This is a genomic window from Caballeronia glebae (genome assembly GCF_001545035.1).
Classification (GTDB): domain Bacteria; phylum Pseudomonadota; class Gammaproteobacteria; order Burkholderiales; family Burkholderiaceae; genus Caballeronia; species Caballeronia glebae.
Genome location: NZ_FCOJ02000073.1, coordinates 1 through 20,455, shown reverse-complemented (window position 1 = coordinate 20,455; position 20,455 = coordinate 1). Strand labels below are relative to the sequence as shown.

Below are 20,455 nucleotides of genomic sequence, written 5' to 3'. Positions count from 1 at the left end.
CGAGCCTGTCATCTGCTTGGAGGACTGGGCGGTTATCGAGACGGAATCCGAGTTCGGTCAACGCCATCTCCTTGGTATGAGAACCGACACGAGGGATGCGCGCATCAGCAGTAACGTGAAGAGCTTCGACCTCGATACGATGAGCGCTGTAACCTCAACCGGTCGCCAGTATCGGCTAGTTGGACCACCAGGCGTGACCGTGGACTCCGCTTATTTGCTCCGCACATGGTGCGATAGATGGGGCGTACGGGAAGTCGCTGACGTCACAGCCGAATACGTTCGGTCGGTTGAACAGTAACGCTCACACCCTCTCACACCACTTTTTTGGTGGCCGCAGACGCCAAATAGCTTCCGAAATTCGTAGAGGATTGCATATGAATCAGCTCAACGAGCGAGGCAAAGCCATACTTGATGCCCGATGGCTTCTCGAGACGCTTTACACCGCAGAGGAGCCGGTCATGTGGGACCTCGTTCGCACAGTTGCGGCCAACGTGCTGCGTCATTACCCCGACGCCGAGGACATGAGAGCAACAGCTCAGGCGCTGCCGTCAGTCTGGTCGACTTCGCTGTTCGACGAGAACTCGGACGAACGGAAGCCACTGCTCAGCGCTGGCAATAAAAAGGTCGCCCCAAGCAATGATGCACGTGTCCTCGATTTCGGGCAGGCCGCAGTGCGTTTAGCAGGCGGGGCAACCCGCAAAGAGAGCGCCCATGATTGACCACCTCATGAGCCAAAGTCGGATGCTCGTCAGCGAGGCTTATCGCTCAGACGCAAGGCGCTCCGAGCTTTCTCTGCACACGCGGCTGCAATGTGTCTATACCGCCTCTTATCTCCTGGCTCTTTCCGTTCTCGACTCATCCGTAGCGCTCAAAGCGGCACTGCCGGGGAAGCTTGCCCTAGCCCTTGGCATGCGGCGCGTGCAAATACCGCATTGTGATGAGACTTCGCTTATTGCGCTGGGAGTTTGGTTGGACGACTTTGAACCAGGAGCGCCAGCACCGCTCGATATCAGTGACGCACTTTCATTACTCGACAGGGTCAGAGTCGCCGTCATGACTTACTTGGCGTCACATTGAGCTGACAATGTCCTCGCCCCTCTTTACCCCCGGGGAATCCGTCCCACCACCGCACCGCATGGGAGGCCGAGTTCTGTATCTCGACATTGACGGCGTTTTAAACCCCGACGACGCTTATTGGATTCGCGGGCGCGGTCCGCAAGTGCTACATCGTCCGCAACGTCGGCTCTTTGAACACTGCGGCCTGCTGGCACAAGAACTTGCGTCCTATCCGCGGATTCGCATCGTCCTCTCCAGCGCGTGGGTGCCATGGTATCGAGGGAGCCTGCCAACGCTGGCGCGAAAGCTCACGCCTGCACTGCAATCGCGCGTCGTCGGAGCGACGTACCACTCGCGAATGAATTCAAATATGTTCAGGCAGACGCCTCGCTGGATGCAGGTGTGGGCCGACGTACATCGGCGCAGACCAGAGTCATGGCTGGCGCTTGACGATGATGACGAGTGGCCCCCTTGGTGCGTGTCACATCTCGTTTTGACCAATCCAATTTTTGGTATCAACCACCCTCAAGTGCTCGTGAATTTGCGCCGGAAGCTGCCCAAGCTGGCAGCGGACCTTCCTCCGCGGTAAGACGAAACATCTTCAGCATTCGGAGACGCTCGATGCTGCTTGTCACGCTTGAACTACTTCCACTCGAATTCGAGAATCGATGACGCAAGCTCGAAGAGACCCGAATCATCAACGTGGGCAGAAACAATGCATACGCGAACTAGCTCATCGAAGTGATTGAAGGCGCATCGGAAAAGCCCAAGTATTGCGGTCAGCTCGTCGACTATCCCCGCTTATCCGGCAGCACCTGGGACCTTATCGCACGGGGAGTAATTGTCTCGATGGCAGGAGTCGAAGTGCTACCACCAAGGGCAGTCCATCCTTGGCGGCAAGACGACTCCTGGAACTGAACGGAATCGCAACCGCTTCCAGCCTGCCCTGCTACCGGAGGTAAGATGAAGGTCTATCAGCTCATTCGACGCCTAAGCCGAGCCCATAAGGACGCAACCGTGCTCCTACTCTCAGCCGTTGCGGACTACGCTGAAGAGGTTCGCTTCGCATATGCGCCGACGGAGCCGTGGATTCATGAACAGCATCGTCGCCCTGGCCAAGCTGCGGACGACTATTTCCGCCCATCGACTTACGGACCAGCCTTCGGGTTTGACGAGACGACCGACACATCGTCGCTAGAGAACGTCGTTGTCCTGGCGTCGGAAAAGAATACCCTCGACCTCGTGCGCTCAGAAACAGCGCGTTCCGGTCGATTATCGATGGACGATGTGCGCGATGCTGCATTAGACAATCGCCGCGCGATGCTATCAAGCGGGGAGCTTCTTCGAGAAAGTGAGTTCCGAAAAAGGCTCGGCGTGACCAATGAACAGCTCGCTACCCTGCTTGGCCGGGAGCGCGTGTTCGCATTGGACGTTGACGGCGAAAGCGCCTATCCCGCAATTCTTTGTGACCCGGAGCTGAACCTTAAAAGACTTTGGAAACTTGCCAGCATAGTGGCTCCGGCTTCGGCCTCAGAGCGCCTCGACTTCCTGACGTCAGAGTCGGGCGCGCTCGGAAAGCGCAGACCAGTGCAAATGCTCGAGAGTAACAAGGACTATCGCAAGGTCAGAGCCTTTGCCGCGGCATGGATGACCGAATTTTCGAGAACGTTCGTCAAGATACTCGACGCTCAGCAGCAAACTAGGGCATCACTCGAAGAACCCATTTACACAACTGCGGCGGAAGGTGACCCGCGCCTTCCGCTTTGGAAGCGTGCTCTGCTTGCCGTGAGCGCACCGGGCTTTCGCTTTCCACACGAGGTCCCGCGTTGCCCCGCATCGGCGTTGATAGTAGTCGAGCGACATACCGCCGGAGTTGAATCCGCACAACTCGAAGCTCGGATTGTGTGCGACATCGACGAGGAAGAAATCCGCGTCTCTGCGTCGACTGAGGCCGACCCTCCCCTGGCGCTCAAGCTCAACAACTCGGGCGAGTGTGGGACCGTGGTTGAAGTCGCAGAAAGGGTCTTTCGCCTGCTGGCGAAGCAGTAGTCCATAGAGCTCGTCACATAACCATGCGAATCACGGGAAAGCAGGTTGAGAACGTCTCGGAGACGGACGACCCCGACGCTATGCGTAGTGTTCGCCGGGCGCGGCGACGGCTTGTACGCAGCAAGCTTTTTCTTACGGCGGACCAATTTTGTCGGCATGCCGCAATCTCACAAGGTGAACTACGTACGCGATTGATGCACGGGTCGATGTTCGCAATCAGGGTAGGTCGCGAGCGGCTCTATCCTGCCTTCTTCGTCCGAAACGACCGACTTGGGCTGCGACTGGCTCGGGTCTGCCGCGCAATGAGTCGGATGAACGACGCATGGGGCGCCTACCTCGAACTCACATATCGATTTGAGAGCCTCGACAATCGCAGTCTCCTGCAGGTAATAAGCCGCGCTGCTGGCTTTCGCGCTGCGATGCGATACGCCCGGGCGTTGGCCGGAGACTCACCTCGCCGCTTACTGCCATGACCAAAATCTCGCACCTTGCCGTGTTTGCAAACATCGACACGTCGTGGGTCCGGTGCGACGAACTCTCGCTGACCGAGGACGACGCTAACTCTGAGGCGTTGAAGTTCCAGTACGACAAAGCGTGTGCGCAAAGTCCCGGGGCCTTCGCGATAGACCCTGTGAGCCTGGCAATTTGCCTACAACCTGACGCGTATGCAAACGCTGACCGCTCGGGCGGCATGAAAGCGAACGCAGAGAAGAATGCGACCTGAATCAACGAAGTTCGACGTCAAATTCGTTGGGACTCTACGTCGCTTCGCCTCGTTCAAACGGGCAGGCCCGCGTTCAAGAAGGGACATTTCAACAGCCTCCTTGAAGGACAGAGATAGTGCAGCGACAACGCAAATGCGATTTGATGACAATTGCTGAATTCGCGCAATTCTTGAATGTGAGCCGCGGCTACGTCGTGCGAAGGTTGCTGCGCAAGCATGCTTTGCGTCCCGTGATATTGCGGCGTGGCCGGAAGTTTGTGCTTCGTGCAAAAGCCGAGACCTATCGCCGCAAGCGCCAAAGAATTGCGCGCAGGGCGCTGCGCGAGTTAGCGCGCGTACCACAGGAAGCGGGATTGTACCCGTGAATCGGCACATTACCGCATCACTCATGAAAGCATTTGATAGGAGGCATTGCAAACACGCCGCAGGATGCAGCCTGTTGGCAGACGGCGTTCGGAACGGCCGTTCACGTGCGTCGCTGGCGGCGACGATGGATTCGGGTGGCGCCCTGTAGTCATTCAAGAATCGGCAAATTATCGGCTCAGCGCAATGCAACGCGCCGTCGCTGTCATCAATGAAGCGTGCGGCGCACTCGGGTTTCTCCCTTTCCAGAGGGAACCATTGCTGATTTTGGGTCTATGGGCCGAATCGAAAAGTTCCTTCAATCCCATTGGTCGAATTGGCGACCTCGTAAGAATGGTCGAGTCGTTGGCGGAGCGGCGCGCCGAGTGGCGCGGCATGCAGGTCAAGTACGTGGTACCCGAGAACCCTCCCGTGACGGCCGAATATGGGTTGGCTGAGGTGCCCATCCACGGTCGTACCGTTTCCTTGTGGCGATGCTCGCGCAGCAGCTGCGACGACCTCTCTGACGGACTCGGGAAAGCCGAGATGCACCGCAACCGTCGGGAGCTACGTCGGCTGGTTCGCCTACAGAAACTCTTGACCGCTTCTCAGTTTTGCAACCACGCCGGCGTAACGCGACGCGAACTTCATCAACGAGAAAGGCTTCGAACGGTAATCAAAGTTTTCGTTGCGAACAGGCCGTACTATCCGGCACTTCATGCGCGCGCGGGCCGACTCGGATTTCGCCTCGCTCGCGTGAGCAGCGCGCTGAGCGCCGGGGCCGACCCTTGGACTGTTCACTTCGAACTCGCCCACCGCTTCGAGAGTCTCGGTAACAAAACCTTGCTGCAGACAATGCAACGCGGGGCTGGTTTCAGGGTGGCACTGAGGTACGCCCGCGACGTTAGCAACTCGCGAACACTAGGTCATTCTCTATTGAGCCATGCTCGACGACAGGATGACCCACTTTATATGTGCTAGCGCCGATACCAGCAAGTCAACGAGTGTCGAAACCATAAGTGTCGGAGATGTTGTCAGGTGCGAACTCGTCGAGATGTACCCAACGGCGCCCCAAGAAAGATGCAGAGAAGCAGACCAAAGCTATCTTTGAGCGCTTCGTGTTGCCGCGCAAGCAATAACGCTCCGTCCGGCTCTACAGTATCTTCCATCCCATCGCGTCGGCAATCAAGCAGACAGCTCACCCTGCATGGGCACCGAGAAGAACGCCTCCTGAGAAACGCTTTCAGAAAGCGCTCACCTAACGTGGTCGCTCGTGGATGAGTTTGCAGCGACGCGCCGTCCGATGCTCAGGCCTCCAGCCAATTCGATTGCCGCCTGTAGTCAGCACGTGGCGACGCCGTCGTTCAACGCGCGACTGCCGGCTGTACCTGCGCCTGCTGTTGAGATTGCACCTGAGCGTCAGCTTGCTTGTGCTTCTCCTTAGCGAGATGCCGGCCGACAACGCAGCCACCAACCGCCCCGACCACGGCGTGATGCCCAGCATAGTGACCAGCGACACCGCCGACTACAGCGCCTTTCAGGCAACCCTCGGCACTCGCGGCGCTGGCGGATGCAAGCAAGGCGCTTCCTAGCGCGACCAAAATCATCTTCTTCATTGCTTCACTCTCATTTTCGTTGAAGGCGGCGAACTCCGCCGCTGTGTCCGTGTACATGAAGTCGCAACGCTGGGAATCAAGGGGTGGTCCGGCGTTGCGGGTGGCGGGGTCACGGCCCGATTTGCCTGCTTACGTGATTTTCCTGCTGGTTGAGCGCGCGGTCCTCCTGCCGGGTGATATGGCCGCCGTTCTGGCTTGCCATCAGACGCGCCTCTGTTCGCACTTGATGGTCGTCACGATGCAAGCGCATCGCCTCACCGCGAGACAACTCACCTTCGCGGACTTCCTGATGAATCCGGTGGTCATGGTTCGACAGTCGATGATTGACCTCGGCGCGACGCGGATGCGATGCATCCCAGGTGGTGGCTGCCGACGCCGTGCCTGCGACGAAAACCGACAATGCAGCGATTGCGGCGAACTTCTGAGTCAGCGTTTTCATGATTACCTCCTGTCGAGTCGATGGGACGGCTTCTTGCCGCTCCCAGCCTCAACGCTTCCCTTATCCGTCTTGTTGACGCTTCATCTGTGAGTTGTGAAACGGAATATTTCGCGCTGGCTGCGAGCGTCGCACCTGAAGGCGCCCATGTTTCAAATTACACGCCTCGTTACACACAAAAACACCAGTAATCTGCCGTCTCAATATAGTGCGTTCGCAACTGACCAGTGAGGCACGTCATGAAACGAATTCCTGCGCTGATGCTTTTGGCCATATCTCTCGGAAGCGAGTTGGGCGGCTGCATCGTTGTCCCTGCAGGCGGAGCTATTACAACCGTTCTTGATTGCATCTAATTCGCGCACATTCGATTGTTCAACCCTACATTGCACACTACAGAAATCATGGCCATTTTACGCAGCCGTCGGTTCGCGATGACGCAGTCGCCAGCCTTGGAATTGGTGTGTCGTCCGTCGCACTCGCGCATGTCGACGTCGGAGTCGACATTGGTATTCCCGGCGCGACATATGCGCCTGAGCCGGTTTATGCTGCGCCGCCGGTATATGCCGAACCTCCCCCTCCTGTCGTCATCAGTCCAGGTTGGTACGGCGAAAGGTATTACGACGGGCATCGCTATTGGCAGCGCCGGGAATGGGAGGAGCGACATCGTGACCGGGAGTGGCACGATGCTCGGGACCATTACAACGAACACCATGGCGACTGGGGCCATCACCGCGACGATGGCGGCCCGCGGATGGACTGGCATCGCGACCACGGCGATGACAGGCGCGAGTATTGAATCGGGGAGTTCTGGTAAGCGTGTTAAACGCATTTTGCAGCCGCGATTCGAACGGGCCTTTTATAGCGAGCGTCGTCTGCGTATAGCGAGCGTCGTCTGCGAGCACGTCAACGGTTCGTCGGAGGAGTAAGCTTTCGGTGCTGAACCCATAACTTCGGACGGAAACGGCACGCCCTCCTACAGGCCTATCCGGATGTGCGGTGTACCGAACCGTCAACTTTCACCGGCTACTACTCGGGGGTGCGGTACGGTTAACCGCGCTCTCGTCGGCGCCAAGAAAGCCCTTGCCGCATTTGCGACGTGTCGGACGCGAAAACAGAGTCACCGGATGGCCGCGGCGAAGTGCGGAGGAAGACATGCATTTCTCGAAGAGACGGTCGAACTCGCGCTGGTCTTGGATTTCACTTCACGCGAAAGAGCGTGTGGCGGAACGATGCTCCCTATCTGCAACCTCTGTTCGCGCAATGATTGATGAAGGTCGATGCGTCTGGCTTGGTGAGGCTTCAGCTGGCCGAGGCCAAAGTCTCCTCTACAGCAGGCCTGATGACCGATGTTTCGTCGTCGTGCAGGACCTAAGCAACGGCGCTGTGATTACAGTTCTACCGTTATGGATGTGGAACAGGGGAACGTTGCTAGAAAGCTCTCCGCAGGCGAACGAGGCTCGAAGATTGGCACCTGAACCCAAATCCCATCACCGACAACGGAACATAAGAGGATATCAGCCGCAACGCCCGCGCGGCGTGTTCAGGCGTCGGCGATAACTATCGACTGCAGGAGCTAAGCGCGACGCCAAACTAGCCTGAGTGTCGACGCCTACGACGCTCAGTGCATCGCTAATTGGGAAAGCGACCTTCAACGTCTAACCGCATGAGACGCACGACGTGAATTCGCTCGTCATTTGACTGCGTCTATCCTCCAAACAGCCGCGCTTGGCTGCTCGGCTTTCTGTACTATTTCTAATAAGGGTGTCATAGTTCAAAAAGTTCCTCAAGGAGACGACCATGGCCACACTAGAACAAATCCAGGCGCGGGTGATGAAGCTGCAAGCACAAGCGGAGGCCATTGTCGCCAAGAGCGCGCAAGCCGCAGTGGACCAGATACGTGAACTGATGCTGAAGCACGGGCTTACGACTGCAGACATTGAAGCCAAGGCGAAAGCGAAGAGAGACGCAAAGGCAGGTGGTCGCACTGCCGCCAGTAAAGGCGCTAAGGCACCCCTCGCAACCAAAGGAAAGTTGCCGGCAAAGTATCTGAATCCGAAGACCGGTGAGACGTGGAGCGGACACGCTCGACCGCCAGCTTGGATAAAAGACGTGAAAGACCGCACAAAATTCCTCATCAATGGCGCTGGTCCCGCATCTCCAACAAAGACGGTTGGAACGACTACCGCAAAGACTTCGGTTCGCAAGGTGCAATCAAAAGGTGCGCTGTCAGCAAAATATCGGGACCCCAAGTCCGGAGCTACATGGAGCGGTCGCGGCCCTGCTCCCAAGTGGCTTGCAGCGGCAAAGGACCGGACCAAGTTTCTGATAGAACACGTTTCTGACGCTAAGTCAGATTCCTCAGCGATTGGCTTGACGACCGAGTCGAAGGCTGCACGCAAGCTCGGCGCTGTAAGTAAAAAGATTGGCGCCAAGAAGACGGGCACGTCCATGAAGAAGGCGGCCATGAAGAAGGCGGCAAGGAAGGCCTCAGCGAAGACATCGGCAAAGACAACGGTCACTGCGAAAAAGGCGTCTGCTCGCAACACAGCTGCGCGCAAGGTCTCGCCTCCGACAGCAGCGTCAACGCCGACTCATGAAGTCGTGAGCACCCCAGCGATGTAAGATTGGCGCTGGGCGTTGCGCAAATGCACCTGAACGATGTAGCAATGGCGAGGTATCGATTGTAGAGCTTGAGGCGCGCAATTTTTCTTGGAATTAAAATGGGTTGGACCGCCCGCCCGCCATCATAAGCAAGTAAGCCGCAGTTCTTCCACGACGTCACTGAGTTGAGCTTCCTCCCAGATTTCTATTCCGCATCGGCGGCAAAAGTCAAGCACGCCGTCTGGGATATTTGCCATAACGGCCTTCGCGGTCATCTGGGCGGACGGTCCGCGCTTTTCTCGCGGACTGCCGTCTGAGCCGTCGAGTCCTGTTTTCAAGCAGTAGCAGTCACGGCACTCGCATCGCTCGAACTAGCGGGAATCAACGTCGTTGAGTCAGGAGCAATCTCCGCTGCCGCATTGGCACCTGACCTCTTCGTCGGAACTTTCTTGGCAGCGGCGCTATTGCTCCTAGCCTGCGGTCCCTTCTTCGCCGCGGACGTCGACTTCTTCGCAGCAGCGCCCTTGCGCACAGTCGTCTTCGCAGACGTCGCCGAAGCTTTCTTCGCAACCGCCTTCTTTGCTGACACCGTCGCGGTCGCCTTCTTCGCCGCTGCTTTCTTTGCCGCGGCCGCCCTCGGCGTGCTTTTTTTGGCATCAGCAACCGAGGTCGCAGCACCGTCAATTAGGAACTTGGTCCGGTCTCTCGCGCCTGCAAGCCAGCCCGGAGCCTTTCCGCGACCGCTCCACTCTCCGCCGCTCTTCGGGTCGCGATACATCGCGGGTTGCCTCCCTCTAACGTAGTTGCCTGGCTTCGCCGCCTTCTCGCCATCAACTGGGGCGCTTCCCGCGCTGCTGTCAATCAGAAACTTGTCGCGATTCTTAGCGCTCGCCAGCCATGCCGGAGCTCTGCCCCGTCCGCTCCATTCCGCTCCTGACTTGGGGTCACGATAAAGCGCAGGCTGCGGACCACGAACGTAGTTGCCGGACTTCGCGGCGTTGCTCGATGCTTTGTTCATAGCAGCCGAAGTGCTCGTCGTGTTGCCATCAATAAGAAACTTGTCGGGATTTTTCGCGTTCGCTATCCATCCCGGCGCGCGGCCATGTCCGCTCCAAGTGGCGCCAGATTTCGGGTCACGAAACTTCGCATTCGATGTTCCTTTGGCTGAATCTGACGTCATTGCCATCTTGCTGCCACGCTTCTTGCCATCAGGCGCTGGTCCAAGGTCAGCTACCGTCAGACCATGCTTTGCCATCAACGAATGAATCCGCGAGAACTCCTGCCGATTGTTTCTTCACTAGCGCCTCAGCTTGGGATTGAAGCTCCGCAATCTTTGCTTCTATGCTTTCAAGCGTCGCCATGATTTCCCCTTTTTGGTTGCTATCAACGCACTATGCCATATGAGCGGTAGGCAATGCGAGTCTTCGCGCGTGGAGCAATACTCTAGTCATTCGGCAAATGATATTGCGAGAGAGACAGAAACTGAGAAGAGCGCTATGGATTCAGCCGAAGGCAATCAAGGGCTTGCTCATTACCGGCAGCGTTAGGTATTGCCTCACGTCAATGTTGTGAGCAACTTCATTGATTCACGCACGGCGCCATACGCATGCCGAATGTCGTCGCCCTCGTTCGCAAGCTCAATCCGCTCGCCCAACTCCGTTCGCAAGCTTCGCCTCTTGCGGACAATGCTAAACGCCTTCCAGTAGCGGGCTTCCTCGTGCCAGGGTCGGCGCCATTGGCTAGCACGCCGGGACAAGGAGCCACTGTCCCGCGCGAATGCAGCTTTGCTCGGCTTGACACCGTCGTTGTCCAGAGCCTCCTCGCGTGCGCCTCCGCGAGAGCCTTCGCACGGCGCGTCCGCTGGGTCCTGGGATGCATCGAATTCGCGCTCAGCCCGCTCCATAACCGCCTGCCCCAGCCAGCTCGGAGCCGCCGCAGTGAGCAAGTCGTCCGAAAACCGGCCGAATGTTTCCCAGCCGACGGACGGGCTTTGGCCAAGCCCCTACGCTAAGAACTATTGGAACTAACTTATTCTACGAACGCAAAAGGACACGACCGGTGCTCGGGCCAGCGACAAACAATAACCAATTCGGAGCGAGGCTCGTCCAGGAGTTACTTCGAGAAACGCGCGCCTTGGGATTGGCATTCGCGGGCTTGGGCATCGGCACCGGCGTCGGGTATTCGGCGGCTATCATGCTTTTGGCTGGCGAAATGGACACTGTTCGAGCCGGAACTGCATCCTTCTGGTGTCTCGCTGCTGGCATGTTTCTCGGTTTCACTTTGGTCGTGGGTTACGGCATTCGTTTAAAAACAATCGTTGACCGCTTGAGCCCCCTTGTAAATTTCATCGAGGGATGGTGCGCGCACCGCGACGCAATCAACGAGGCAACAAGCGTGGAAACCGTAAGTCTCGGACGAGCCGACAGCCGCACGCCCGCCGATGCGTTCCCAGCCGCGCTTCAGCATGTCGCCGAAAAGCAGACCTCCGCTCTCCTTGAGCGCTTCATGCTGCCGCGCAAGCACTAGCGCTCTTCTTGCTGCGGGCGTTCACTTGGCCTGTGGAAGCGAGCGTCGTCTATGAGCGCAAGTGTCGTTCTTCTCAAGACCATGCCGTGGTTTTTATATCCAAATTTCCACTGTCCGCACGACAAACTTTTGTCCAGAAGTGTCTCATTCGTTTCGTGCTTTACCTCACATATGCCTGTTCCAGGAGAGTATCGGACAGTAATATAAGAGAAGGATGCCTACGAAGCTGTAGTCGCCTTAGGTGACGTGGGCGATTTGGACGACCGCCTGGTTTGTCGCGATGGGGGTGCAATGTTTACATACGACCTTTTCGGACGCAGTGCGGTCTTGCGGCAACGTGCATTGAGCGACGGCCGATATGCTGCGCGTTGCACGCAAGAAGACATTGTTCGCCTAGCAGACATCGCGGAATATCAACTCTGGTTCGACATGCTGCTGCACGACAGACTGGCAGTTGTCCGTGCTCGAGCCAGGGAGCGGCAGCTCGCAGCTGCGCTGGACTGTCTCGACGCAGCGCTGCAAGAATTCGCTGCGCACCACCGACCCGCTGCCGCTAGGTCGGCCTCCTTGAGCAACGACTCTGCCCAACTTAACTAACCAATCCCTGAGCGGCGACATTATGATAATTAGTCTCGGCGACGAGCGCCAGACACAGCGGCCGTCGACGTCCCTTCAGACTTTGGCCAAGTACCTTGAGCTTTCGTTAGACGCGGGTGAGAGTCTCATCATGACGGAGCCGCAGGGTCATGTATGTGCGATGTATGTCGGCAACCCTTTCGGAAGAGAGGCGGATTTGCAAATCTGTGGGACGGTCGAACAGCTCACAGTGGACGAAATCCTTCGCCTAACGCACGTAGGTACGAACGACTGCGCGATTGACGGGCAAGCGTATCGCTTTGTACGCAGCTTCACAAAAATCGGGCGCCACAACGCTGTCATCTTCGCGCCGGTTTGATGCGTCTTTTGTGGCGAAGCCCCGCTTGGCGCCGTGGCGAGCTGCTCGAGTCCAATGGAGACGTCGGCTGGTAACGCGACCTCACCGAACGAGTGCGCTCGCTCATGGCGCCCGGCGTCCTTCGGGTCATTGCGACCTCACGTCAACGTGGCCAATAACTTCATAAAGTTACGTTTGGCCCCGTATGCCTTGCGAAACATGTCGAGCTCCTTCTCGAACTCAAGGTGCTCCCCCAGTTCCATTCTAAGACTACGGATTTTCCGGACAATCCCGACGGCCTCTTCGTATCGAGCTTTCCTCGTGCCCTCCTCCGCCGCAATCGGCAGCAGACGATGGAAGAGCGCGATAGCATCGCGAGGATGAGTCTTCGCTCGGATTGACGCCATGGTTGCCCAGAGACTCGTCGCGACCGGGCCACCCGCGAAAACGGCCCAAGCGGTATCGTGTTCCTTCGCCGCGAGCAGGATTTCGACGATAGTCGTACGGGCCCTCGGGTGGTACCAGGCCGACTTATTGACGGCAGCCGAAGCCTCCTCCTTCTTTACAAGCGCCCAAAGAAGGGCGAACGCTCGCTCGCGCGCTTGGTCGACGCTGTGCGTGGCTCGCGCTACCTCCATCAACGCCGCGAATCCTTCTGCATCTAGCCGCTGCTCGAAGCGCACCCAGGCGTACAAATCCGCTTCGACCGAGTCATCGCGCCGCAAATATTCTGTGACGCAGAAGTCAAGCAGACGTCGGTCCGGCTCTTTGAAAGCAGCGAGCCCTTGCCGAGCCCGGTCAAGGCCGTCATCGTATTGTCCATTCTGGGCGCAAATCTCTGCAATAAGCAGATATCGATACGGTGCCGAGAGGTCCTTCTGTCGAATTGCAATCTGTTCGTCGACGTCGCCGTCGAACTCGGCGAGGCTGATAGCTGCATGTTCGAGCCGAGTTCGATTGCCGTCAAACGACCGGCGCAAACCATCCTTCGGCGCAAGGCTAGGAAATTGGCGCCATGCCTCTTCCACAAGCGCTCGATAGCGCAGCATTCCTCGTTCGCCCAACGGCTCGGCGTACTTGGGCAATAGGTCGTAGAACGTGTCCCACGCTCCCTCAGATTGATATCGGAACAAGCGGTCCGCGAGCTTTACCGGGTCCGGGGACGTCTGCTTGCACGCTTCGAGATGAACTGCTGCCAGTTCGAGGATTCCCGGCATCACATCGCCGTTGGAGTCGTCAATCTGCGCGAGACTTTTCTCCGCACCTGCGATGGCCAATTCGGCGAGCTCAACTACTTGAGAAGCTGCTGGGCCTTGGAGCCGTTGGCGAAGCGCCTCGGCGAGCGAGAATAGTCCGTCGCCGTACGCACCGGACTCACGCCAATCGAGCGGCCGCCCGATTCGCGTCGCGTCTTTCACCGCCGCCTTCATGCTGGTCAGGTCGTTCGCACTAGCTGCTCGCGCTGCGAAAAGCAGTTTGTCGCGCAACACCATGTCGCGTTCTACCGCTTCGAGCAGCAGTTCGCGCATGGCGTCGCCGCTCAACGTCGCCACGTACTCGTTGATTAGCTGTTCGGTGGTCTTGCGCTTCTTTCTGGTCTTCGTCGGCGCTGGCCCTTCTTGATGAAAAACCTCGGCTCCCGAGTTTTCGAGCCAGGACAACGCCACAGCAACCAAATGCTTGCAGAAAGTGCCTGTTTGTCCGACCGGGCAAGTGCACGCGTAGGCAAGTTCCTCGCCAAGTCCGACCTTGAGTTCTACGCTGTAGCGGCTCGAACCGCTGACGCTTGCGCGCAAAACATCATCGCGCTCGTCGAGTTTTGATACTGCGCCGTCGTGGAAGTATGCTCTGCCACGAGCGAATGTCTTCACGTCTGCAAGTGACTGCACTTCTTCCAATGTCAGCATGTCGCTGAGATGAGCCGGGCTAGCCATGAATACATGTCCGCGTGTGGTCAACGGACATTGTAGGTCAACACATATCGCGATTCCCACGGACGACGCACTTCGACGGTCCGGGTCTGTTGCGGGTCCGACCTCTCGGAGAGCCTCGATGGTACGGAGCGGCGATTTCTCACCTGGTGAAGACCGCGCGCTCGGATTAAGCAGCGTTAGAAATGAAGTCCGAAGTCTCCGGGACGTGCGAGCATTGCGCGACCAGGAAACGGCACGATGATAGCGGGCCAGGAAAGTGCCGTTGCATTCTTCATGCTGACTACCCGAGCACTAGAGGGTCGGTATGTGCTCAATCTCGCTAAGATTGGCGAGTACGACATTGCGTGATTGACGAGGTGGCGTCCCGAAATGTCCCTCCATTCCCCACTCGCCTTGCCCCTGTCGAGCTATAAACTCTTCTGGAACGGGATGTCGTTGGGCACTATAGGCGCCCGTGTTTACTCCGCGCATTCCCAAGCGGACGGGCCGCACTCTGCAATCTATGGACGAGTGAGAACATCCGCAAGGTCGTCAAGCGACAGTGGTTTCGTAAGATGGCAGTCAAAGATGCGTTCGTCGGTCTCGAACCTTCCGGCGCCGTCAGTGTAGCCGGTTAGTGAAACCAGCTTCGTCTGGCAGCACTGCGCGCGAAGGCGAAGCAATTGTGCAAGCTCCAGACCATTCATGCCGGGCATGCTGATATCAATCAAGGCAAGGTCCGGCGCAAATGACTCGACGACGCGCAGCGCGTCCGGGCCGCTTTGAGCCCGCCTCACCTCGTGGCCCTCGAGTTCCAACAACGTTCCAAGAGCATCGGTCGCGTCCGCACTGTCATCGACAAGGAGGATGCGCATCGGAGCCATCCCACGCGTCGCAGTCAAGTTCCACCCCTCCGGCCTCGCACAGACGATGGGCAGTTGGACGGTGACTTCGGTCCCCTGGCCTTCGCCAGCGCTTGCAATTGCGACGGTGCCGTTGTGTGCCGTCACCAAATGCTTTACGACAGCGAGTCCAATCCCAAGGCCGCCTTCCGCGTGCTGTCTTGCCGAGGCGGACTGAGCAAACATTTCGAAGACGTGCGGCAGCAGTAAAGGTGAAATCCCCGCGCCGTTGTCTTTCACTGTGACGACGGCAAGGCGGGGTGACGAATCAAGCGTCGATTCGATGCTGGGTTCCGGCGCCTCCACCACGAGACTGATTTCGCCGCCCGGCGCTGTGTACTTTACGGCGTTCGACAACAGATTCGACACAACTTGCGTGAGCCGGGCACTGTCGGCGTGGACCGTCACCGGGTACGACGGAACGGTGATAGTCAGACGGCGCTGACCCTTATCGATATCGGCTTTCGTCGCAGCCACCGCGTCGGCGACGGTATCCTGCAGCAATCCGTACGTCGGCCGCACTGCAAGTTTGCCGTGACGTATCCGCGATGCATCGAGCAGGTCACCCACGAGTCGTTTCAATAGCCGCAGTTGCCTATCGGCGATGTCCAGGGCAGACAACGCGGCGGGCATGTCGGTAACGAGCTTTCGCACTGCCGCCAGTGCGCTGTCAATCGGGGCAATTGGATTGCGCAACTCGTGGCTCAGTGTTGCAATCAGGTCGTCCTTGCGCGCTTCAGAAAGGGCCAGCGCATTCCTTGCCGCCTCCGCTTCTGCCGCGCGCGCTTCGGCCTCGGCTTTTGCCCGGCCAATCGTCAGCGCCGCGCACGTGAAATTCGCGAGGTTGCTTAGAATTCTGCAGTCCTCGGCGTCAAAAACATTCTTCCCGTCATGAAACATTACCCACAAGGTTCCCCACGGCTCCGGTTCGCCCGGAATCGGAACCACGAGCTCTTCGACGACTTCGGGTGTCACGCGTTCTAAACACGCGAAATGGCGCTGCGGATATGAAAACACTTGCCCGGCCGCCAATTCCAGCGCAATGCCACTGGGGCTGTCGGCAATCGGGGTGGTGGTGCCGATGGCGGCGGCGCATTCACCCGAGACCGCGACCCAACGTAGAACGGGAACACCGGCGGCGTCGTTTTCCCGCAAGCCGATACCGGCGCTGCCGGCCTTGCAGAGCTGGACCGCCATGTCCGAGAGCGTCTGTAGCATGGCCCCATTCGAGGATGTCAGTGCCTGTGCCAGACGATGCATGGCTTCGCTTTCAGCAGCAAAATTAGGTGGACGATACGGACGCACACTCAGCGCCGGAGTAACTAACGTGCCTGCGCGTAGCGCTCGCTCCGCTGCGGATGCGGCCGACGGTTCGGCCATATAGCCTCCGGGTTGCAGGTGCCAAGAGTGCTTGGAAGAAATTACCGTGCTGAATGCATTGTAGCCCTTACGACCCCGTAAAGAACCGGCCCTGTTGCTGCCCGTGCGAGAGAAACCGGGTATGTCAATTGCTTGCCTTGCTAATCACCCTTGCCGACGCGTGAGTCTGAACCTGTTTCACCGTGGCTACCGTCCTTCTGGTTGATGATGACCCGAACATTCTGCGACCGCTTCAATGGCTGGTCGAGCGGGAAGGCTATCGCGTACTTACCGCGCAAGACGGCGAAGTCGCATTGGCCGTCGCCGTCGCGGAGCACCCTAGTTTGATTGTGACCGATTGGATGATGCCTCGCAGTGATGGCATTGAACTCTGCCGAAGATTAAAGAGCGACGCAGCAGTGGCCGACATTCCGGTTGTCATGCTCTCCGCGGCACTGCCGCCTCGTCCACGGGAGCACCTTTGGGACTTACTTTTGCTGAAGCCCGCTCCCATAGGTCGACTGATTGACGCTATACAGCGTCTATTGGAACGGTCGCCACCCGACGCAGGTGCCCGCTCGAGCGAGCAGTGAAAAGTCCACGCCTTTCAAGCGGCTTCAGCAGTGAGCCGTGGACATTTGACGTGGAAGCCTTCAAGGACTTCCGGAGGCTCGGCGGTCAGGCGCTTGCGCCGAACTCGACCCCGCCCAGAGACGTCGCCGCAAACGGACTGAGCCTTCAAACACGACGAACCGGCGCCACCGAAGTAAAGAATCGCCGATGGTCGGCTGCTCGCTCCGGCCCCAATTTGGAAATCCGTAGCGTCCTCTTTGAAGACAAAAACCTGCAGAGTGATGACAACCCCACATCATAAAATAGTGCACTACATGCATATTTACGTGCCCAATGTCCAGACCTTTGCGGCCATGATTTAGCGCGGGGAGACGAGCAAGTGACAAAGATGCCGCGATATTCAGCGGGCAATCAGTTATGCAGTGCCCTAAGCATCGAGGCAGAAATCCGTCATCTCGAGCGTGTACTGGGTGGTGAGGGGGCTCATTCCGCATTCGCGCGTACATATTGGCGCGAACGTGTGCTGCAGGCATTGTCGACGCCCGGACTGATATCGGAACAGCGAGAGAGGCTTAACAGGTTGCTTTGCCGAATCGAAAACACCGGGGCAGCCTAGGACATAGCCGGCGGGTTCGTCCATCACCGTACGATGAATACCTCGACCCCTCCTACCCCCGGAATTGGTCTAACGTGCAACACTGCGATGTGTTTGACAGCCGCTCGTTTGCTTTTGCATGTCATCGCACCGACCGGTACTTCCACGAGACTCGCGCCGTCGAACTGCCGCCCTATTCAGCTCTTGATAGCACGGTCAGCTTGGTCCCCAGCCGACTCGAGCTTCGCCTTGTCCACGAATCCTACGGCATCGATGCCTCGAATTTCATTACAGTAATAGCGCGCCTTGGGTAAACACGGACGGTGCAACCATCAAGTCCGCCGCGGTTTTTGCCGTCTATCCGGCAAGCCCTCGTCCCCATCGCGGTCCGCAAAGCAATCTTCAACACGCGTCGCGCCATTATGTCAGGCAGAACTTCTATCCTTAATTCCATTCTGGCGACGCCGGCCGTGGGCAATAACCACGTCACGAGCGCCATCCGGTCGTCGCTCCTATCGTCGTTGTTTGACGATTCGCGCTCGTTGGCCATGTCCGGCGCCGCCAGCGCGTTTGTCGCACTGGTGTCGTTCATCACCCTGCAACGCATCTGGCCGGCGGTATGGCTCTTCGCAGGCGTGGGCATCATCGCGGCCCGAATATACGTGGCGCAGGCGTACGTTGCAGCTAGCCGCTCGGCAGCGCTTCGCCCGCATCGCGCGGCCACGCGCTACGCGCCGCTCGCGATGCTTTCGTCGGCTCTGCTCGGTGCCGGCTCGACGGCGTGCTTGATGTCCGGCGACGCTGCGCTGAGCGCGCTTGCCATCATGGTGACTGCGGGGACGCTCGGCGGCGTCGCATCAAGGAATGCGGCACTGCCCCGTCTCGCAGTCGCGCAGATTGGTCTGGGCGCCGCACCTCTCGGACTGGGGGCGCTGCTCGCACCCAGCCATGCTTACTGGGTACTCATGCCACCGCTGCTCGTCTACATCGTCGCGATGGCCTCTATTGTCCGTCGCCACTATTCAGGGCTCGTCGCCCTGATGACGGCTGAACAGGCGAATGCCGAACTGGCTGCCCGATTCGACGCTGCGCTGGCTCACATGCCGCACGGGTTGTGCACCATCGACCGGGCTGGCAAGGTGATTATCGCCAACCGGCGGACCGCGGAACTGTTTGGCTCGACCGTTGAGATGCTCAGGCTCAACGTTCCACTGCCGGAGTTCATCGGGCATGTGGGACTCGCGAAGTTTGGCGAGACGCTCAGACGGCAGCTGGTCGAGCGGTGTACGGCGTGGCTGTCCGCGAATCGCGGACCGCTTGGCATCGAACTCAATGACGGCCGCCAGCTGGAAATGACGCGCAATCCTGTGCCCGATGGCAGCGCGGTCATCATCATCGAGGACGTCACGGAACGCCGCGCATCCGAAGAGCGAGTGCTTTACCTCGCACATCATGACCCATTGACGGGTCTCGCGAACCGCCGCTATCTGCAGGCGCAGATGCAGCAGCGTCTGTCGCGACGCGGCGATGACCAAGGTCCGACACTGGCCGTAATGTTTCTCGACCTCGACGGTTTCAAGAAGGTCAACGACGACCTCGGCCATGATGCGGGCGACGAGGTACTGAGGGCCGTCGCACTTCGCCTAAAAAAAACGCTGCGGCACGGAGAAATCATTGCCCGGCTCGGTGGCGATGAATTTGCACTGATTGTTGAACATGCAACGTTCGTCGCTTGCACGACACTTGCCCGGCGGATTGTTCAGCGTCTTTCGGAACCGTATCCCTTGTCGGGCGGTACCACCGCGACGATTGGCGCGAGTGTCGGCCTGGCCTTGGCGCAGAAGGGTGAGTCGTTCGAGCGGCTGATGAAGCGTGCCGACCAGGCGCTGTACAAGGCGAAAGCGTCAGGCAAGGGCGCGTTTCGGTTCTCGACCGTAGATATGGCCGCGCCCGAAGCCGCCACCGACAGCGTAGGCGGGTCGTCAGAACACGACCTCACCCGAGCCTGAGCAACGCCCTGTCGATTGGGGCTCCTTTGTGCCGCCGCGGGTGCGGATTCGCCGCATCGTGACAGAGGTCGTCACAAGGGGCACCAGACGAAACCAAACCGCTAAGCTTGCCGCCACTTCGGGTTGCGCACGCAGCGCTCAGAAACCACATCTGCCCCTTCCAGCACGCGCGCAACGTACGCCCTTTCTCGACGGTCGAGAATGTGCGCCCATTGTGCAGCCAGGCCCTCGTCCGTTGTCTCCAATACACTAATGCGAACGCCGTTCAGGCCGATGCTCGACCTCAAGCTAAACGTCGCGTCGCTCATTTGGTCGACAAGTCCGACGTCGTCGTCTGAAATCAATAGTTCAAAGCGTTTAGTCATGGTTGAGTGGGTCCTTAGTTGTGGTGAAGCCCGGCAACTCCTTTGCTTCAGGCCGTCGGGAGACTGAGACCGCTCCAGCCAACATCAGCGCAAACTCTTCGACGGTCGACGGCCCAGGCCGGTACGTCGGCTCAGGAAATCGGCCCAGACAACTTCGCATTGAACGCGCCAGGATTCTTGCGGCGCTTGCCGAGTCATATCGCGACTCCAAACTGCGGGGAGGTCGATGGTTTTACTTCGCAGATTTCGGTTCGAACGTGGCCACGTAGGCCACGCCCCATATTGCCGCCTCGAGCGCGGCGACCATTATCGCCTGTGTGCAGGCCGTGACTGAAATCGCTGGATACGGAATTTGATAAAGCCACCACGGCGGCTGCGGGGAGTTATGGTCGAAACTGGTGTTCGGGGCGAGGCGGGGATTTGGAGGCGGTGGAGGTTTAGCTGAGAATGTTGCT

The 20,455-nt window shown here is 58.5% G+C and carries 17 protein-coding genes; 10 read left to right on the top strand and 7 right to left on the bottom strand.

The window, feature by feature from the left end; all coding sequences use genetic code 11:
• The first annotated feature begins 374 nt into the window (after positions 1–374).
• The 5 genes from AWB82_RS32050 (at position 375) to AWB82_RS32025 (ending at position 3,829) form a co-directional block, all read left to right on the top strand.
• Positions 375–719, top strand: coding sequence for a BPSL0761 family protein (locus AWB82_RS32050; protein ID WP_086973319.1), 345 nt, complete (start codon positions 375–377; stop codon positions 717–719).
• Entirely contained in the window at positions 712–1,077 is a 366-nt protein-coding gene (locus AWB82_RS32045) for a hypothetical protein (protein WP_086973318.1), read from the top strand. Before AWB82_RS32050 ends, AWB82_RS32045 begins: the two co-directional genes overlap by 8 nt.
• A gap of 7 nt (positions 1,078–1,084) precedes the next feature.
• Positions 1,085–1,645: an HAD domain-containing protein gene (locus AWB82_RS32040; protein WP_086973317.1), complete on the top strand. Its 561-nt coding sequence runs from the start codon at positions 1,085–1,087 to the stop codon at positions 1,643–1,645.
• 374 nt (positions 1,646–2,019) lie between these two features.
• Entirely contained in the window at positions 2,020–3,105 is a 1,086-nt protein-coding gene (locus tag AWB82_RS32035) for a hypothetical protein (protein WP_086973316.1), read from the top strand.
• A 469-nt stretch (positions 3,106–3,574) separates the two neighbouring features.
• Positions 3,575–3,829: a hypothetical protein gene (locus AWB82_RS32025; protein ID WP_086973314.1), complete on the top strand. Its 255-nt coding sequence runs from the start codon at positions 3,575–3,577 to the stop codon at positions 3,827–3,829.
• Positions 3,830–5,535: 1,706 nt separating this feature from the next.
• On the opposite strand, the gene AWB82_RS32010 is transcribed toward AWB82_RS32025, so the two are convergent.
• Both AWB82_RS32010 and AWB82_RS32005 read right to left on the bottom strand, forming a co-directional pair.
• Complete coding sequence (locus tag AWB82_RS32010) at positions 5,536–5,787, bottom strand: hypothetical protein (RefSeq protein ID WP_200818240.1); 252 nt, start codon at positions 5,785–5,787, stop codon at positions 5,536–5,538.
• A 109-nt stretch (positions 5,788–5,896) separates the two neighbouring features.
• On the bottom strand, positions 5,897–6,226 hold the full coding sequence (locus AWB82_RS32005; RefSeq protein ID WP_096031476.1) for a hypothetical protein: 330 nt from the start codon (positions 6,224–6,226) through the stop codon (positions 5,897–5,899).
• Between the two features lie 379 nt (positions 6,227–6,605).
• Here AWB82_RS32005 and AWB82_RS32000 point away from each other — a divergent pair, with 379 nt between their 5' ends.
• Complete coding sequence (locus AWB82_RS32000; RefSeq protein ID WP_086973327.1) at positions 6,606–7,019, top strand: hypothetical protein; 414 nt, start codon at positions 6,606–6,608, stop codon at positions 7,017–7,019.
• Between the two features lie 1,001 nt (positions 7,020–8,020).
• Positions 8,021–8,845 carry an H-NS family nucleoid-associated regulatory protein gene (locus AWB82_RS31995; RefSeq protein WP_086973311.1) on the top strand — a complete coding sequence of 275 codons (825 nt, stop codon included), beginning with the start codon at positions 8,021–8,023 and terminating at the stop codon, positions 8,843–8,845.
• Positions 8,846–9,158: 313 nt separating this feature from the next.
• On the opposite strand, the gene AWB82_RS31990 is transcribed toward AWB82_RS31995, so the two are convergent.
• Positions 9,159–10,079, bottom strand: a complete 921-nt coding sequence (locus tag AWB82_RS31990) for an H-NS family nucleoid-associated regulatory protein (RefSeq protein WP_235023522.1) — start codon at positions 10,077–10,079, stop codon at positions 9,159–9,161.
• Positions 10,080–10,957: 878 nt separating this feature from the next.
• Here AWB82_RS31990 and AWB82_RS31980 point away from each other — a divergent pair.
• Positions 10,958–11,350, top strand: coding sequence for a hypothetical protein (locus tag AWB82_RS31980; protein WP_143756949.1), 393 nt, complete (start codon positions 10,958–10,960; stop codon positions 11,348–11,350).
• A gap of 1,092 nt (positions 11,351–12,442) precedes the next feature.
• On the opposite strand, the gene AWB82_RS31965 is transcribed toward AWB82_RS31980, so the two are convergent.
• Together AWB82_RS31965 and AWB82_RS31960 are read right to left on the bottom strand one after the other, a co-directional pair.
• Positions 12,443–14,218: an SWIM zinc finger family protein gene (locus AWB82_RS31965; protein WP_086973306.1), complete on the bottom strand. Its 1,776-nt coding sequence runs from the start codon at positions 14,216–14,218 to the stop codon at positions 12,443–12,445.
• A gap of 500 nt (positions 14,219–14,718) precedes the next feature.
• Positions 14,719–16,479: a hybrid sensor histidine kinase/response regulator gene (locus AWB82_RS31960; RefSeq protein WP_086973305.1), complete on the bottom strand. Its 1,761-nt coding sequence runs from the start codon at positions 16,477–16,479 to the stop codon at positions 14,719–14,721.
• A 182-nt stretch (positions 16,480–16,661) separates the two neighbouring features.
• Here AWB82_RS31960 and AWB82_RS39270 point away from each other — a divergent pair, with 182 nt between their 5' ends.
• Together AWB82_RS39270 and AWB82_RS31945 are read left to right on the top strand one after the other, a co-directional pair.
• Positions 16,662–17,051, top strand: a complete 390-nt coding sequence (locus AWB82_RS39270) for a response regulator transcription factor (protein ID WP_086973304.1) — start codon at positions 16,662–16,664, stop codon at positions 17,049–17,051.
• A gap of 997 nt (positions 17,052–18,048) precedes the next feature.
• Positions 18,049–19,635, top strand: coding sequence for a sensor domain-containing diguanylate cyclase (locus AWB82_RS31945; protein WP_086973302.1), 1,587 nt, complete (start codon positions 18,049–18,051; stop codon positions 19,633–19,635).
• A gap of 101 nt (positions 19,636–19,736) precedes the next feature.
• Here AWB82_RS31945 and AWB82_RS31940 read toward each other — a convergent pair whose 3' ends face one another.
• Complete coding sequence (locus AWB82_RS31940; RefSeq protein WP_086973301.1) at positions 19,737–20,000, bottom strand: hypothetical protein; 264 nt, start codon at positions 19,998–20,000, stop codon at positions 19,737–19,739.
• A 232-nt stretch (positions 20,001–20,232) separates the two neighbouring features.
• Positions 20,233–20,455, bottom strand: a 223-nt coding sequence (locus AWB82_RS38635) for a nitroreductase family protein (RefSeq protein WP_235023520.1), incomplete at its 5' end; no start/stop codon positions are given.